General features: G+C 76.7%; 13 protein-coding genes and 1 pseudogene. 12 read left to right on the plus strand and 2 right to left on the minus strand.

Features of this window, described 5'->3' with window-relative positions; translation table 11 throughout:
* The first annotated feature begins 187 nt into the window (after positions 1–187).
* The 7 genes and pseudogenes from ACHZ99_RS18015 to ACHZ99_RS18045 all read left to right on the plus strand — a co-directional run bounded on the left by ACHZ99_RS18015 (position 188) and on the right by ACHZ99_RS18045 (position 5,349).
* Complete coding sequence (locus ACHZ99_RS18015) at positions 188–1,333, plus strand: TadA family conjugal transfer-associated ATPase (RefSeq protein WP_420305685.1); 1,146 nt, start codon at positions 188–190, stop codon at positions 1,331–1,333.
* A complete protein-coding gene (locus tag ACHZ99_RS18020; RefSeq protein ID WP_420305621.1) occupies positions 1,330–2,187 on the plus strand; it encodes a type II secretion system F family protein in 858 nt (285 codons plus the stop codon). Before ACHZ99_RS18015 ends, ACHZ99_RS18020 begins: the two co-directional genes overlap by 4 nt.
* Positions 2,171–2,992, plus strand: a complete 822-nt coding sequence (locus ACHZ99_RS18025) for a type II secretion system F family protein (RefSeq protein WP_420305622.1) — start codon at positions 2,171–2,173, stop codon at positions 2,990–2,992. Before ACHZ99_RS18020 ends, ACHZ99_RS18025 begins: the two co-directional genes overlap by 17 nt.
* A 38-nt stretch (positions 2,993–3,030) precedes the next feature.
* Positions 3,031–3,231, plus strand: a complete 201-nt coding sequence (locus tag ACHZ99_RS18030; protein WP_420305686.1) for a DUF4244 domain-containing protein — start codon at positions 3,031–3,033, stop codon at positions 3,229–3,231.
* A gap of 202 nt (positions 3,232–3,433) precedes the next feature.
* Complete coding sequence (locus ACHZ99_RS18035; RefSeq protein WP_420305623.1) at positions 3,434–3,757, plus strand: TadE family type IV pilus minor pilin; 324 nt, start codon at positions 3,434–3,436, stop codon at positions 3,755–3,757.
* A 52-nt stretch (positions 3,758–3,809) separates the two neighbouring features.
* Positions 3,810–4,007, plus strand: a pseudogene (locus ACHZ99_RS18040) (Rv3654c family TadE-like protein); the annotation flags it as partial.
* A gap of 355 nt (positions 4,008–4,362) precedes the next feature.
* Positions 4,363–5,349: an aldo/keto reductase gene (locus ACHZ99_RS18045; protein ID WP_420305624.1), complete on the plus strand. Its 987-nt coding sequence runs from the start codon at positions 4,363–4,365 to the stop codon at positions 5,347–5,349.
* Positions 5,350–5,496: 147 nt separating this feature from the next.
* Here ACHZ99_RS18045 and ACHZ99_RS18050 read toward each other — a convergent pair whose 3' ends face one another.
* Positions 5,497–8,193 (minus strand): DEAD/DEAH box helicase, encoded by a 2,697-nt coding sequence (locus ACHZ99_RS18050; RefSeq protein WP_420305625.1) that lies wholly within the window; start codon positions 8,191–8,193, stop codon positions 5,497–5,499.
* Between the two features lie 158 nt (positions 8,194–8,351).
* Between ACHZ99_RS18050 and bldG the strand changes: the two genes are divergently transcribed.
* From bldG to ACHZ99_RS18075, 5 genes are all read left to right on the plus strand, one after another.
* Positions 8,352–8,693, plus strand: coding sequence for an anti-sigma factor antagonist BldG (gene bldG, locus ACHZ99_RS18055; protein ID WP_018835875.1), 342 nt, complete (start codon positions 8,352–8,354; stop codon positions 8,691–8,693).
* Positions 8,694–8,813: 120 nt separating this feature from the next.
* Positions 8,814–9,290: an ATP-binding protein gene (locus tag ACHZ99_RS18060; protein WP_420305626.1), complete on the plus strand. Its 477-nt coding sequence runs from the start codon at positions 8,814–8,816 to the stop codon at positions 9,288–9,290.
* Between the two features lie 601 nt (positions 9,291–9,891).
* Entirely contained in the window at positions 9,892–12,294 is a 2,403-nt protein-coding gene (locus ACHZ99_RS18065) for a sodium-translocating pyrophosphatase (protein WP_420305627.1), read from the plus strand.
* Positions 12,295–12,474: 180 nt separating this feature from the next.
* On the plus strand, positions 12,475–13,038 hold the full coding sequence (locus ACHZ99_RS18070) for a small secreted protein (protein WP_420305628.1): 564 nt from the start codon (positions 12,475–12,477) through the stop codon (positions 13,036–13,038).
* Positions 13,039–13,091: 53 nt separating this feature from the next.
* On the plus strand, positions 13,092–14,750 hold the full coding sequence (locus ACHZ99_RS18075; protein ID WP_420305629.1) for a DUF7059 domain-containing protein: 1,659 nt from the start codon (positions 13,092–13,094) through the stop codon (positions 14,748–14,750).
* A gap of 27 nt (positions 14,751–14,777) precedes the next feature.
* On the opposite strand, the gene ACHZ99_RS18080 is transcribed toward ACHZ99_RS18075, so the two are convergent.
* On the minus strand, positions 14,778–15,167 hold the full coding sequence (locus tag ACHZ99_RS18080; RefSeq protein WP_420305687.1) for a DUF2752 domain-containing protein: 390 nt from the start codon (positions 15,165–15,167) through the stop codon (positions 14,778–14,780).
* Between the last annotated feature and the right edge of the window lie 47 nt (positions 15,168–15,214).

Raw genomic sequence — 15,214 nt, forward strand, 5'->3', positions numbered from 1 at the left:
GGCTCCGGCCGTACCGGCGCGCGGCCGGGGCGGCGGGGCCGGCGCGCGAATCGACGCGACTGTCCCGGCCCGTACGGCCGGTGGGCAGGGCGGCCTGCCGCCGCGGTCCGGGCAGGTGCCTCCCGGGCCGGCGCCCGGCCGGGCAGGCCCGGGTGCGCCGGGGCGCCCCGGCGCGGTGTCCGGGCAGCTGGTGCGGGCCGTGCGGCGGCGGCTGGCGGAGAGCGGCGGCGAGCCGACGCCCGCCGGGGTGGCCGCCGCGCTGCGCCGGGAGGGTCGGCTGCTGGGCGACACCGAGGTGCTGGCCGTCGTGGGCGCGTTGCGTTCGGAGATGGTCGGCAGCGGGCCGCTGGAGCCGCTGCTGGCCCGGCCGGACGTCACCGACGTGCTCGTCACCGCGCCGGACGAGGTCTGGGTGGACACCGGAGCCGGTCTGGAGCGGGCCGGCGTGCGGTTCGCGGACGCCGGTGAGGTGCGGCGCCTCGCGCAGCGCCTCGCCGCCGTCGCCGGGCGGCGGCTCGACGACGCCCGCCCCTGGGTCGACGCCCGGCTGCCCGACGGCACCCGGCTGCACGCCGTGCTGCCGCCGGTCGCCGTGGGCTCGGCCTGCCTGTCGCTGCGGGTGGTGCGGCGCCGCGCGTTCAGCCTCGCGGAGCTGGCCGCCGCCGGCACGGTGCCGCCGGGCGGTGCGCGGCTCCTGCGCGGACTCCTCGACGCCCGGCTGTCGTTCCTCGTCAGCGGGGGCACGGGCAGTGGGAAGACGACGCTGCTGAGCGCGCTGCTGTCGCTGGTCCGGCGGGACGAGCGGATCGTGCTGGCGGAGGAGTCGGCGGAGCTGCGGCCGGACCACCCCCACGTCGTACGGCTCGAAGCCCGCCCCGCGAACCAGGAGGGCGTCGGCGAGGTGACGCTCCAGGACCTCGTGCGGCAGGCGCTGCGGATGCGTCCGGACCGTCTGGTCGTGGGCGAGGCCCGGGGCCGCGAGGTCGTCGATCTCCTGGCCGCCATGAACACCGGCCACGAGGGCGGCGCTTGCACGATCCACGCCAACGCGGCGGGCGACGTGCCCGCGCGGCTGGAGGCGCTGGGCGCGGCCGCCGGGCTCGACCGGCCCGCCCTGCACAGCCAGTTGGCGGCGGCGGTGTCGGTCCTGCTGCACCTGGTGCGGGACCGGCGGGGGCGCCGGCGCATCGCGGAGGTGCACGTGCTGGAGCGCGACGGCGGGGGCCTGGTGACGGCGGTGCCCGCGGCGGTGTGGGCGCCCGGCGGGTTCGCGCGGCGGGCCGGGTGGCCGCGCTTGGAGCGGCTGCTGGAGCGGGGCGGGGGAGCGGAGTGAGCGGGGAGGTGACGGCGGTGGCGCCGGTGTACGGGGCGGCGTTGTGCGCGGGGGCGGCCGTGGTGCTGGCCGGCGGACGGAGGCCCGCGGTGCGGCGGGCCCGGGCGCTGTTCGGAGCGCCGGGGAGCGCGGCGCGGACCGGGCCGCTTGGGCGGGTGGCCGGTGCCGTACGGACCCGGGGCGCGCGGCGGGAGTGGTGGTGCGTGCCCGCCGGGGCCGCGGTGGGGCTGCTGGGCGCGTCCTGGCTGCCGTTGCTCGCGGGAGCGGCGGCGGTGCCGCTGGTGCGGCGGCGGCTGCGCGGCCGGGAGCGGCGCGCCGCGGAGGATCGCCGGGCGGCGGCCGTGATCGAGCTGTGCGCGGCGGTGTCGGGCGGGCTGCGGGCCGGCCGCCAGCCGGCGGAGGCGCTGCTCGCCGCGGCGCCGGGCGGCCCGGCGGGTGGCCCCGAGGTGCTGGCCGCCGCCCGGTTCGGCGGCGACGTGCCGGCTGCCCTGCGCGGGGCGGCCGGCGAGGCCGGGGCGCAGGGGCTGGCCGGCGTCGCCGCCTGCTGGCAGGCGGCCGCGGGCGGCGGCGCCGGTCTCGCGGACGGGCTGGACCGGGTCGCGGCGGCGCTGCGCGCGGAGCGGGACGAACGGGACGAGCTGCGGGCCCAGTTGGCCGGTCCGCGGGCGACGGCCCTGCTGCTGGCCCTGCTGCCCGTCTTCGGGCTGCTGATGGGCACGGCGCTGGGCGCGTCGCCGCTGCGGGTGCTGCTGCACACGCCGGCGGGGCTGCTCTGCCTCGCGGCGGGCTGCCTGCTGGAGTGGGCGGGGCTGGCCTGGACCGGCCGGATCGTGCGGGGTGCGCATGCGCGCTGAGTTCATCCACAGCCTGTGGACGGCGATGTCCGTCCTGGCCGCCGCGTACGGCGCGGCGGACGCGGCCCGCGCGTCCTGGCGCGCCCGCGCCCGGCGTCGCCGGCTGCCCGCCGTGCTGGGCCCGCTGGCGCCGTCCGCACCGCCGCCGTGGGCCGGTCGGCCGGGCGGCGGGCGGGAGTGGGCCGCGGGACACCTTCGGGCGGCGGCGGTGCGGTGGGGCCCGGGCCTGCTCGCGGGGGCCGCGGTGCTCATCTTCGTGGGCGGCGCGGCCGGCGCCGTGGCGGGACTCGCCGCCGCGTACGGCATACGGCGGTGGCAGCGCCGGACCGCCACCGTCGCACGCCGCGACGCCGGCGTACGCACCGGGGCCGACCTCGCCCTGGCCGCCGACCTCGTCGCCGCCTGCCTCGCGGCCGGCGCCGGGCCGCGGGAGGCCGCCGCGGAGGTGGGCCGCTCGCTGGGCGGCCCGGTCGGGGACCGCCTCGCGCAGGGTGCCGCGGAGCTGCGTCTCGGCGGCGACCCGCGCGCGGCCTGGGCGCCCCTCGCGGAGATACCGGGCGCCGCGCGCCTCGCCGGGTGGCTGGAGCAGGCGGGCCAGACCGGGGTGCCGGTGGTCGACGCGGTCTCCCGGCTGGCGGCCGAGTGCCGGGCGGAGGAGAACCGGGCGGCGGCGGCCCGCGCCCGCCGGGCCGGGGTCGGGGTGGCGGGCCCGCTGGGGCTGTGCTTCCTGCCCGCGTTCCTGGCGGTCGGGGTGGCGCCGGTGGTGATGGGCCTGGCGGCGCAGCTGCTGGGCGGCAACGGATGACGGACACGTACACGTACACGGAGACACGGGGGTGTGAGATGGCCGGCTGGTTTGTCCGGAGAGTGCGCGGGCGCGCACGGAGGCTCGGCGGGGACGCGGGGATGACGACATCGGAGTACGCCGTGGGCACCATCGCGGCGGTCGGGTTCGCGGGGGTGCTGTACAAGGTGGTGACGAGCGATGCGGTCAGCGGCACGTTGCAGGCGGTGGTGGAACGTGCGCTCGACGTCCCGTTCTGACGGGCGGCCGCCGCGGGCCGCGCGTCCCGCCGCCGCGCGGCCGGGAGGGCGGGCCCGCGTACGGGCCGTCCGCCCGCCCGGGCACGCGCCGGCGGGGCCGGACCCGGCGCGGCGTTCACCGGCGCCCGGGTGGCGCCCCGGGCACGCGCCCGCGCGGCCGGGGCCGCGGCCTGCCCGCCCGCCGGGGCGGGGCGACGCCGGGGTGGTGACCGCGGAGGCGGCGGTGGCCCTGCCCGCGCTGGTGTTGCTCGCCCTCGGGCTGATCTGGGCGATCATGGCCGCGGCCGCGCAGATCCAGTGCGTCGACGCCGCCCGCGCGGGGGCGCGGGCGGCGGCCCGTGGCGAGCCCGCCGCCGGCGTCCGCGGCGCCGCCCTGGCCGCGGCTCCGCGCGGCGCGACCGTGTCGGTCGGCCGGGACGGCGACCTGGTGCGGGTACGGGTGCGGGCGGCGGCCCCCGGACCGGGGCCGCTGTCCCTCGGCCTCGGAGGGGAGGCGGTCGCCCTTGCGGAGGAGACCGTTCGATGACCGGGGCGGGGCGACGGTGTGGTCGGCGCTGACGTGCTTCGCGCTGTGCGCGGTGTTCGCGGCGGCGCTGAGCCTGGGGCAGGCGGTGCACGCCCGGCACCGCGCGGGCGGCGCGGCCGACCTCGCCGCGCTGGCGGCGGCGGAACGGGCGCTGCTCGGCGAGGCGGCGGCCTGCACCGCGGCCCGCCGGGTGGCGAAGGCGCAGGGTGCCCGGCTGCTGCGGTGCGCCGTGGCGGGGGAGGTCGCGGACGTCGTGGCGGCGGCCCGTACCGGCCGCTTCACCGCCGAGGTCCGCTCCCGCGCGGGCCCGCCGTCCGAGCCCGCCTCCCGCGCCGGACCCCGGCCCCCGGCCGGATTCCGTGCCCGGGCGGAGGAGGCGGTGCCGGTCGGCGTGGGCGTCCTCGCCGCCCGGGGCGGGGCCCCGGTCCTGCGGCGGCGCTCCGCCGCCTGCCGGTCGTGCACCGGCCGCTGGGCCGCCCGCGAGCGCTCCTCATGCCACCTCCGGCAGCCGCCGTGCGCGGCTCGCGGGGCTGGCGCCGGGGTTGCGGTAGAGCGTGCTCCAGCCCGCACACTCCGCCCGTGGCCGACACAGGAAAGGACTCCGTATGAAGTACCGCACGATCGGCGCAGACCCGCGGCACCGCCGCGAGGTCAGCGTGCTCAGCCTGGGCGCGATGCTGTTCGGCACCGCGACCGACGAGGAGACGTCGTTCGCGATCCTCGACCGCTACGTCGAGGCCGGTGGCACGTTCGTCGACACCTCCGACAACTACGCGTTCTGGGTCAACGGCCGCCAGGGCGGCGAGAGCGAGAGCCTGCTCGGGCGGTGGCGGCGCAGCCGCGGCATCGGGGACGAGGTGGTCATCGCGACCAAGCTCGGCGCCCGGCCGCTCGCGCCCGGCACCTCCTACGTCGACAACGCCGAGGGCCTGTCTGCGAAGGTGATCCGGCAGTCCGCGGCGGAGAGCCGGCAGCGGCTCGGGGTGGAGAAGCTGGACGTCCTGTACGCGCACATCGACGACATGGGGGTGCCGCAGGAGGAGACCGTCGAGGCGTTCGGCGCGCTGGTGGCGGAGGGCTCCGTCGGGCTGCTGGGGGTGAGCAACCAGTGGGTCTGGCGCGTGGAGCGGGCCCGGGCCCTGGCGGCGGCGCGCGGCCTCGCCGGGTACGAGCTGTTGCAGTACCACCACACCTACCTGCGCCGGCGCACCGACCGTCCCAGCGAGATAGACCCGGACGGCTCGCCGGGCGGCGCGGACGGGGCGCTGCTCAGCTACGTACGCCACAACCCCGGGCTCACGCTCGTGGCGTACTCGCCGCTGCTGGCCGGCGGCTACGTCCGCGCGGACAAGCCGCTGGGGCACGAGCTGGACCACCCGGGTACCCCGGCACGGCTGGAGGCGCTGCGGGCGGTGGCCCGGGAGGCGGATGCCACCGTGAACCAGGTGGTGCTGTCCTGGCTGATGGGCGGGGAGGTGCCGGTCCTGCCGCTGGTCGGTGCCTCGTCGGTGGCGCAGCTGGACGAGAGCCTGGCGGCGGTGGACCTGGAGCTGACGGCGGACCAGCGGGCGCGGCTCGACGCCGCCGGCTGAGCGCGGCGGCGGCGGGCCGGGCGGTTGCGGCGGGCGGGGCGGGCGCGGCGGGCGCTGGTGGTTGCGGCGGCGCGGCGGGCTGGTGGTTGTGGCCGGGCGGCGGGCGCGGCCGTACGGGGGCGAGCGGATGCTCCGTACGCGGCCGGGTCAGGCCCCGGCCGCCTCCCCGGCACCCTTCCCGGCCGCTTCGGCGGCCGGGGACTCGGCCTCCGGTCCCGGCGGTCCCGGCGGCCCGGGCTCCGGCCTCGGGCCCGGCACCCGCTCCGGCACCTGCTCCGGGTCCCGCTCCGCGCCCGCCAGCAGCGTCGTCAGCAGCCGCAGCGCCGCCGCCTTGTCCAGCGGGTCGTTCCCGTTGCCGCACTTCGGGGACTGCACGCAGGACGGACAGCCCGTGTCGCACTCGCAGGAGGCGATCGCCGAGCGGGTCGCGGCGAGCCAGTCGCGGGCGACGCCGAAGGCCCGTTCGGCGAAGCCCGCGCCGCCGGGGTGGCCGTCGTAGACGAAGACCGTCGGCAGCAGCGTGTCGCCGTGCAGCGGCACGGAGACCCCGCCGATGTCCCAGCGGTCGCACGTGGCGAAGAGCGGCAGCATGCCGATGGCGGCGTGCTCCGCGGCGTGCAGGGCGCCGCCCAGCTGGTCCTGGGCGACGTCCGCCGCGTCCAGCTGGTCGTCGGTGACGGTCCACCAGACGGCGCGGGTGCGCAGGGTCCGCGGCGGCAGGTCGAGCTTCGTCTCGCCCATGATCTCGCCGGTGATCAGCCGGCGGCGCAGGAAGGAGACCACGTGGTTGGTGACCTCCACCGACCCGAAGCACAGCCGCGCGTCCCCCCACGGGACCTCGCGCTCGGTCTCCAGCACGGAGACGGAGGTGGTGTCGCGGGCGACGGTGGTGAACGGGGGGTCGGCGCGCTCCACGAGCGCCACGTTGTCCTCCAGGTCCAGGGTGCGGACGACGTAGGTACGGCCCTGGTGGAGGTGGACGGCGCCCTCGTGGACGGTGGTGTGGGACGCCGCGGCGTCGACGGTGCCGAGCAGCCGTCCGGTGCCGTCCTCCACGACGTCGACGGGACGGCCGCCCCCGCCGCGGATGTCGGTGAGGTCGCAGGCGCGTTCCCGCCGGGTCCAGTGCCAGGCGGCCCCCGGCCCGGCGCCGCCGCGGCGGCGCAGCAGCCCGCGGTCGGCGAGCTGCGGCAGCAGCCCGGCGGCCCCGGCGCCGAAGAGCGCGGTGCCGCCGGTGAAGTCGGCGTCGGTCAGCGGCAGTTCGGCGGCGGCGGCGCAGAGGTGCGGGGCGAGGACGTACGGGTTGTCCGGGTCCAGCACGGTGGACTCGACCGGCCGGCGGAAGAGCGCCTCCGGATGGTGCACCAGGTACGTGTCCAGCGGGTCGTCCCGCGCGACGAGCACCGCCAGCGCGCCCTGCCCGGACCGCCCCGCGCGGCCGGCCTGCTGCCAGAGCGAGGCCCGGGTGCCCGGGTAGCCGGCGAGCAGCACGGCGTCCAGCCCCGACACGTCCACGCCCAGCTCCAGCGCGGACGTCGCGGCCAGCCCCAGCAGTTCGCCGGACTGCAACGCGGCCTCCAGGTCCCGCCGTTCGTCCGCCAGGTAGCCGCCGCGGTAGGCGGCGACGCGGTCCGCGAGCGCCCGGTCGACGGCCGCCAGCCGGTCCTGGGCGATCATGGCGACCAGCTCCGCGCCCCGCCGGGAGCGGACGAAGGCGACGGTCCGTACGCCCCCCACCGCCAGGTCCGTCAGCAGCTCCGCGCACTCCGCCGTGGCCGTGCGCCGCACCGGCGCGCCCCGCTCGCCGTGCAGCTCCGTCAGCGGCGGCTCCCACAGGGCGAACGCGACCTCCCCGCGCGGCGACGCGTCGTCGGTGACCTCCGCCACGGGCCGCCCGGTCAGCCGCTCCGCCGACCGCCCCGGCTCGGCCGCGGTGGCGGAGGCGAGGAGGAACACCGGGTCCGCGCCGTAGCGGGCGCAGAGCCGGCGCAGCCGCCGGACGACCTGGGCGACGTGCGAGCCGAAGACGCCGCGGTAGGTGTGGCACTCGTCGATCACGACGTACCGCAGGGCGCGCAGGAAGGAGGACCACCGGGAGTGGCCGGGAAGTATGCCGCGGTGCAGCATGTCGGGGTTGGTGAGGACGAGGTTGGCGTAGAGGCGGACCCACTCGCGCTCCTCGGCGGCCGTGTCGCCGTCGTAGACGGCCGGGCGGACTGCCTTGCCGAGCGGGGCGGCCAGCGCCTTGACCGCGCGCAGCTGGTCGGCGGCCAGCGCCTTCGTCGGCGCCACGTACAGGGCGGTCGCGCCCCGCCCGTTGGCGGCCTCGGAGCCGTCGAGCGCCGCGCTGAGGACGGGGGCCAGATACGCCAGCGACTTGCCCGACGCCGTGCCGGTGGCCGCGATCACCGACTCGCCCGCGAGCGCGTGCGCGGCCATCTCGGCCTGGTGGGCCCACGGCCGCGCGATCCCGGCGGCCTCGACGGCGGCCACCACCTCCGGCCGGATGCCCGCAGGCCAATCGGCATGCCGCCCGCCGCGCGGGGGCAGGTGCTCCGTATGGGTGATGCGAGCGGCGCGGTCCTCCCGGGCGGCGAGCCGGTGCAGCGCGGTGCGCGGCGCGACGTGCGCCGTGCCGCCCGCGGGGGCGTACGCCGCCGTGCGGTGCGCCGCGCCGTCCGGCGGTCCGGCCGATCCCGCCGGTCCCACCGGTCCGTCCGGTGGTTCCACCGGTGGTCCGGGCGCTGTGCCGTGGGGTGCGCCGGGGCGCGGGCCGGGCCGGGCGCCGTCGGCGCCGCGAGCCGCTCCGGGCTCGTTCGCGTCCCCCCACTCGTTCACGTCCATCGGCACGAGTGTGTCACCGATGCGACGGACAATGCCCCCAAGGCGTCGTGCACGCCCCGGGGGAAGTGATTGAATGCCATGGCGGATGCCGATCCGTCTCCGGCCGGACGGCGGGGGACGACCGGGGCAGCCGCTCGCTGAAAGGTGCTGGAGGATCCGTGGACCTGTCCCTGTCGACTCGTACCGTGGGCGACCGCACGGTCGTCGAAGTAGGTGGCGAGATTGATGTGTATACCGCCCCCAAGCTGCGCGAGCAGCTGGTCGAGCTGGTCAACGACGGCAGCTACCACCTGGTCGTCGACATGGAGCGGGTCGACTTCCTCGACTCCACCGGTCTGGGCGTCCTCGTCGGCGGGCTGAAGCGGGTGCGGGCCCACGAGGGCTCGCTCCGGCTGGTCTGCAACCAGGAGCGCATTTTGAAGATCTTCCGTATCACGGGCCTGACCAAGGTGTTCCCCATCCACACCTCGGTCGACGAAGCCGTCGCCGCGAAGGACTGACACAGGCGCCAGACATGGCGGAGGGACCGGGCCGTGCGCCGGGTCCCTCTGCGGTTGGCTCCGGTACGGATGCTTCCCGTGCCGACACGGGATGGCGTGGGATGACGTGAAGGGGATGGCATGCCCACCGTTGAATTGCGCTTCAGTGCCCTTCCCGAGCACGTCCGCACGGCCCGCCTGGTGGCGGCCGCGGTGGCGCGCCGGGCCGGTGTGGACGAGGCGGTGCTCGACGAGGTGCGTCTCGCCGTCGGCGAAGCCTGTCTGCGGGCCGTGGGGCTGCACCAGCACAACGGGCTGTCGGGACCGGTGCGGGTGGTGCTCACCGAGGAGGAGAAGAAGTTCTCCATCGAGGTCGGCGACGACGCGCCGACGGCCCCCGGTCACGTACCCGCCGCCCGCAGCACCGCGGAGACCCACCCGAACCCCGACGGCGACGGGTCGGCGGCCGCCGCGCCCGGCGACGACGCCGATGTCGACGACGAGATGGGCCTCGCGGTCATCAGCGGCCTGGTTGACGACGTCGAGGTGACCGCGGGCGAGTCCGGCGGCACGATCCGGATGAGCTGGCCGGCCGCCACCGCCGCGGCCGGCTCCTGACGGCCCGCCGACACCCCCGCCCCCGCCCGGCGACCCGCCCCGCCCGGCGCCCCTGCCCCCTCCGACACTCCCGCCCCGTCCGGCACGCCGCCCGCGACCGCGCTCCCGGCATCCCGCCCGGGACCGCGCTCCCGGCCACCCCTCCCGCAACGCGCCCGGTCGGCTCGGGCCCGCCGGCGCCCCCGCTCCCGGTCGACTCCGGCCAACTGTCGATCTGTCCACTTCGGCGCCCGGCCGCGCCCTCCCGTGTCCGGCCCGCCCCGCCCCGTAGCGCTCCAGCCGCGCCCCTTGACCCGCGCATTTCAAGATCAAGCCGCTTCTGAGCAGCGATTTCTTCGCGCGCCGAGATCATTTTCCCGCCATAGCCGCGGCCTTCCCGCATCCCTCTTTCGAGCGAATTGGCAGGCGCCCCGCGCGGCGTTGATCGTCGTCGGAGCCGAATTCCCCGGGGGACGCTCTGTTTTGATCTAGTTCCGCTCCCTACAATCCGTCCACAACTTGCAGCTCAGGACGCCTGAGCGCTGCGGCCGCCCAAACCCCGACCGCCGATACCGCAGTCGGGGCTGCCGCGCGCCCATGTGCCGTACGTCAAGGAGGACGAATGGCGGGGCATTTCACCCCACTACAGCAGGACCACCTACTGGCCGTGGAACTCACCAGCGGCAACCGTGCCATCGTGGCGATCATCGCCGTGGTCGCGGTCGCCGCACTCGCGGTCGCCGTGGTGCTGCTCCGTCAGGTACTCGCCGCCGGCGAGGGCACGGACAATATGAAGAAGATCGCGGCGGCGGTGCAGGAAGGCGCGAACGCCTATCTGTACCGCCAGTTGCGCACCATCGGCGTGTTCGCCGTGGTGGTGTTCTTCCTGCTCATGCTGCTGCCCGCCGACGACTGGTCGGAGCGGGCCGGACGCTCGATCTTCTTCCTGGTGGGCGCCGCGTTCTCGGCCGCGACCGGCTACATCGGCATGTGGCTCGCGGTCCGCAGCAACGTGCGCGTGGCGGCCGCCGCGCGCGCCGCCACCCCCCGCGAGGGCGAGCCCGCCAAGGACCTCACCGCGGTCAGTCACGAGGCCACCAAGCTCGCGTTCCGCACCGGCGGCGTGGTCGGCATGTTCACCGTCGGCCTCGGCCTGCTCGGCGCCTGCTGCGTCGTGCTCGTCTACGCGGCCGACGCGCCCAAGGTGCTGGAGGGCTTCGGCCTCGGCGCCGCGCTCATCGCGATGTTCATGAGGGTCGGCGGCGGCATCTTCACCAAGGCGGCCGACGTCGGCGCCGACCTCGTCGGGAAGGTCGAGCAGGGCATTCCCGAGGACGACCCGCGCAACGCCGCCACCATCGCCGACAACGTCGGCGACAACGTCGGCGACTGCGCCGGCATGGCGGCCGACCTCTTCGAGTCGTACGCCGTCACCCTGGTCGCCGCGCTCATCCTGGGCAAGGTCGCCCTGGGCGACGCCGGCCTCGCGTTCCCGCTGATCGTCCCCGCGATCGGGGTCGTCACCGCCATGATCGGTGTGTTCGTCGTCGCGCCGCGGGCCAGTGACCGCAGCGGCATGACCGCGATCAACCGCGGCTTCTTCATCTCCGCGGTGATCTCCTTGGTGATGGTGGCCGTCGCCGTCTTCGCGTACCTCCCCTCGTCGTACGCGGACCTCGACGGCGTCGGCGCCGGCATCGCCGAGCACGACGGCAACCCGCAGGTGCTCGCGCTCGTCGCGGTCGCCATCGGCATCGTGCTGGCCGCCGTCATCCAGCAGCTCACCGGCTACTTCACCGAGACGAACCGCCGCCCCGTCAAGGACATCGGCAAGACCTCCCTGACCGGCCCGGCGACGGTGGTGCTCTCCGGCATCTCCATCGGCCTGGAGTCCGCCGTCTACACCGCGGTGCTCATCGGCCTCAGCGTCTACGGCGCGTTCCTGCTCGGCGGTACGTCCGTCATGCTGGCGCTCTTCGCGGTCGCCCTGGCCGGCACCGGCCTGCTGACCACCGTCGGCGTCATCGTCGCGATGGACACCTTCGGCCCGGTCTCCGACAACGCCCAGGGCATCGCCGAGATGTCCGGGGACGTCGAGGGCGACGGCGCCCAGGTCCTCACCAACCTGGACGCGGTCGGCAACACCACCAAGGCCATCACCAAGGGCATCGCCATCGCCACCGCGGTCCTCGCGGCGGCGGCGCTCTTCGGCTCGTACCGCGACGCGGTCAACGAGGCGGTGGCCGAGGCGAGCAACGTCGGCGATCCACTCGGGCTCAGTCTGGACATCGGGCAGCCGAACAACCTCGTCGGCCTCATCTTCGGCGCCGCGGTCGTCTTCCTCTTCTCCGGTCTGGCGATCAACGCCGTGTCGCGCTCCGCGGGCGCGGTGGTCTTCGAGGTGCGCCGGCAGTTCCGCGAGCGCCCGGGGATCATGGACTACACGGAGGAGCCGGAGTACGGCAAGGTCGTCGACATCTGCACCCGGGACGCGCTGCGCGAGCTGCGTACGCCCGGTCTGCTCGCCGTCATGGCGCCGATCGCGGTCGGCTTCACCCTCGGGGTCGGCGCGCTGGCCTCGTTCCTCGCCGGCGCCATCGGCGCGGGCGTGCTGATGGCGGTCTTCCTGGCCAACTCGGGCGGCGCCTGGGACAACGCCAAGAAGCTCGTCGAGGACGGCCACCACGGCGGCAAGGGCAGCGAGGCGCACGCCGCCACGGTGATCGGCGACACGGTCGGCGACCCGTTCAAGGACACCGCGGGACCGGCGATCAACCCGCTGCTGAAGGTCATGAACCTGGTGGCGCTGCTGATCGCGCCGGCGGTGGTGAAGTTCTCCTACGGAGACGACTCGAACGTCGGCGTACGGATCGTCATCGCGGGGGCGGCCATCGCGATCATCGCCGGCGCCGTGTACATCTCCAAGCGCCGGGGCATCGCCGTCGGCGACGACCAGGCGGAGGGCACCGCGGCCTCGGAAACGACGCCGAAGTCGTCCACCGACCCGGCGGTGGTCAACAGCTGAGACCGGGGCACGGCACCGCACCCCGCCGGCCGGGAGGCGAGACCGCTCCCGGCCGGCGGGGTGCGGTGGTTCACGGGCGTGGCAAATGGTGCACCACGCGGCGTGCGGCCTCGGGGATTCGTCGTACCGGCGGGGTGCCGGTGTATGTTCCGGGTGTCTCAGTCTCGAAGGGATGATCCGGTGAACAAGACGCTTGCCGCCGCCCTGGCCGGTGCCGCGGTCACGCTGGTCGTGGCGACCGGCTGCGGCGAGGACAACGACGCGGAGGTCCGGGAGTGGGCGGGCTCGCTCTGCGACCGGATCCAGCCGGAGCTGCAGAAGCGCGACCAGGCCAACCTCGCGATCAGCGAGGCGACCACCGAGAAGGACCCCCGGAAGGTGCAGGAGACGGACGCGAAGGCGTTCGGTGAGATCTCCGAGGCGTACACGGCCATGAGCAAGGCCGTGAACAAGGTGGGCGCGCCGCCCGTCGACGACGGCAAGAACACCCACGGCGGGGCCGTGACCGAGCTGGAGCGGGTGGCCGCGGCGTACGCGGACCTCCAGAAGCAGGTGGAGGACCTGGACGTCAAGGACCAGGCGGCGTTCGCGGAGGGCCTGCGGGAACTGGCGGGCGAGGCGGACAAGATCAGCAAGAGCGGCGACGAGGCGCTGAACAAGCTGCAGGCGGGCGAGATCGGCGAGGCGCTGGCCGAGCAGCAGGGCTGCCAGAAGCCGAAGGCGAAGCCTTCGCAGAAGGCGTAGCGGGGTTCCGGGTTCCGGGTGCTGGGCCGCGCGCCCGCGGCGGCGGCAGCACAATGGTGCCCGTGAGCGCCACCGACGACCTCCCCCGCCCCGGCCGCACCCGCCCCGACCTCAGCCGCCTCGGGCTGCCCCGCCCCGGCCGCGCCGCCGGGCTGCGCGCGGCGCTGCTGGCCGCGGACTTCACCGCCGACGGCCTGCTGGAGCTGCTGGGCGCCCCCGCCTACGCGGCCCTCGCCCGCGGCGAGACCGTGCCCGCGGAGCGCGCGACCCGGTGGCCGCCGGGCGGCACGCCGCCGGCCTCCGCCACCCTGACCCGGCTCTTCCTCCTCCAGCACGCCGTCCCGCGCGCCCACGCGGAGGCGGTGCTGCCGCTGGCGGCGTGCCTCGCGGACGGCTGGCTGCGCGCGGACGGCGAGGCGGTACGGGCCGTGGTGGACGTCCGGCCGTACGGCGGGCCGGCGGGCCAGGACTGGTGGATCGTCTCCGACCTCGGGTGCGCGGTGGGCGGCGCGGCGGGCGCGGCGGCCGGTGCGTACGGGGACGGCGCCCCGGGTGCGTACGGGGACGGCGCCTCCGGGAACGGTGCCCCGCCCGCCGCCGGCACCACCCCGGCCGCCGGCCTCGTCCTCGGCGTCGGCGGCGCCTCCACGACCCTCGCCGGCCTCACCGTGCCCCTCGACGGCGGGCGGGTGCTCGACCTCGGCACCGGCTCCGGGATCCAGGCGCTGCACGCCGGCGCCCGCGCCGACGCCGTCACCGCCACCGACGTCAACCCGCGCGCCCTCGCCTGCGCCCGGCTCACGCTCGCGCTCTCCGGGGCGCGCGATGCCGACCTGCGCGCCGGTTCGCTCTTCGAGCCGGTGGCCGGCGAGCGGTACGACCTGATCGTCTCCAACCCGCCGTTCGTCATCTCCCCCGCCGCCCGGCTGACGTACCGCGACGGCGGCATGGCCGGCGACGAGCTGTGCCGCACCCTCGTCCGCGAGGCCGCCGACCACCTCGCCGACGGCGGCTACTGCCAGCTCCTCGCCAACTGGCAGCACGTCGAGGACGAGGACTGGCGCGAGCGCGTCGCGGGCTGGGTGCCGCCGGGCTGCGACGCCTGGATCGTGCAGCGTGAGGTGCAGGACGTCACGCAGTACGCGGAGCTGTGGCTGCGCGACGCGGGCGACCACGCCGACCGGGCCGCCTACGCCGCCCGGTACGACGACTGGCTCGACGCCTTCGCCGCCGCCCGCACCCGCGCCGTCGGCTTCGGCTGGATCACCCTGCGGCGTACGGACGCGGCGGACCCCGCGGTCACCGTCGAGGACTGGCCGCACGCCGTCGAGCAGCCGCTCGGCGAGGCCGTCGTCGAGCACTTCGCGCGGCAGGACTTCCTGCGCCGCAACGACGACGCGGCGCTGCTGGCGACGACGTTCCGGCTGGCGGACGACGTGGTGCAGGAGCAGGTGGGACGGCCCGGCGAGGAGGACCCGGAGCACGTGGTGCTGCGCCGGCAGCGGGGGATGCTGCGGGCGCAGCGGGCGGACACGGTCGCGGCGGGGTTCGCGGGCGCGTGCGACGGCACGCTGCCGGCGGGCGTCATCCTGGACGCGATCGCGCAGGTGCTGGAGGAGGACCCGGCGGCGCTGCGGGAACGCACGCCCGGCGTGATCCGGCTGCTGGTGGAGCAGGGCTTCCTGGCGCCCGTCCAAGCCGCGCCGTCCTGAGCCGCGCCGGCCGAGCCCCGGAGCGGCTCAGCCGGCCACGTTCCGTACGACCGCCCACGCCACCGCCACGCCCAGCACCACCGCCGTGCCGCGCCGGCCGAAGGACGGGGTCCAGCGGCGGCCGCGCAGGCCCTCGGAGAGCCAGCGGCCGTACAGCACCGCCGCGAACGGCAGGCCGAGCACCAGCATCAGCGCGTTGTCGTGGAAGGCGGCGCCGAGGTCGCCGTGGAGGAGGTCGTAAACCATGCGGGTAGCGCCGCATGCCGGGCAGTCCAGGCCGGTGGCCCAGTTGAAGGGGCACCGGGGCAGCCAGTGTCCCGGGTCGTGGGGGTTGGTGCCGTAGAGGTACGCCGCGCCCGCGGCCCCGGCCGCCGCCAGGGCGAGGGGTGCGGCGGCGGGCCTGCGCCACAGGCGCAGACCCCGGCGTGCGGGCCGTACGCTCCCGCGCCGTCCGCCCTCCGCTG

Source organism: Streptomyces sp. MAR4 CNX-425 (assembly GCF_048656465.1).
Lineage (GTDB): Bacteria > Actinomycetota > Actinomycetes > Streptomycetales > Streptomycetaceae > Streptomyces.

Excerpts from the sequence above, each read along its gene's own strand:
- ACHZ99_RS18030 (WP_420305686.1), top strand. The coding sequence starts at position 3,031 with ATGGCCGGCTGGTTTGTCCGGAGAGTGCGCGGGCGCGCACGGAGGCTC.
- ACHZ99_RS18045 (WP_420305624.1), top strand. The coding sequence starts at position 4,363 with ATGAAGTACCGCACGATCGGCGCAGACCCGCGGCACCGCCGCGAGGTC.
- ACHZ99_RS18050 (WP_420305625.1), bottom strand. The coding sequence starts at position 8,193 with ATGGACGTGAACGAGTGGGGGGACGCGAACGAGCCCGGAGCGGCTCGC.
- ACHZ99_RS18060 (WP_420305626.1), top strand. The coding sequence starts at position 8,814 with ATGCCCACCGTTGAATTGCGCTTCAGTGCCCTTCCCGAGCACGTCCGC.
- ACHZ99_RS18065 (WP_420305627.1), top strand. The coding sequence starts at position 9,892 with ATGGCGGGGCATTTCACCCCACTACAGCAGGACCACCTACTGGCCGTG.
- ACHZ99_RS18075 (WP_420305629.1), top strand. The coding sequence starts at position 13,092 with ATGGTGCCCGTGAGCGCCACCGACGACCTCCCCCGCCCCGGCCGCACC.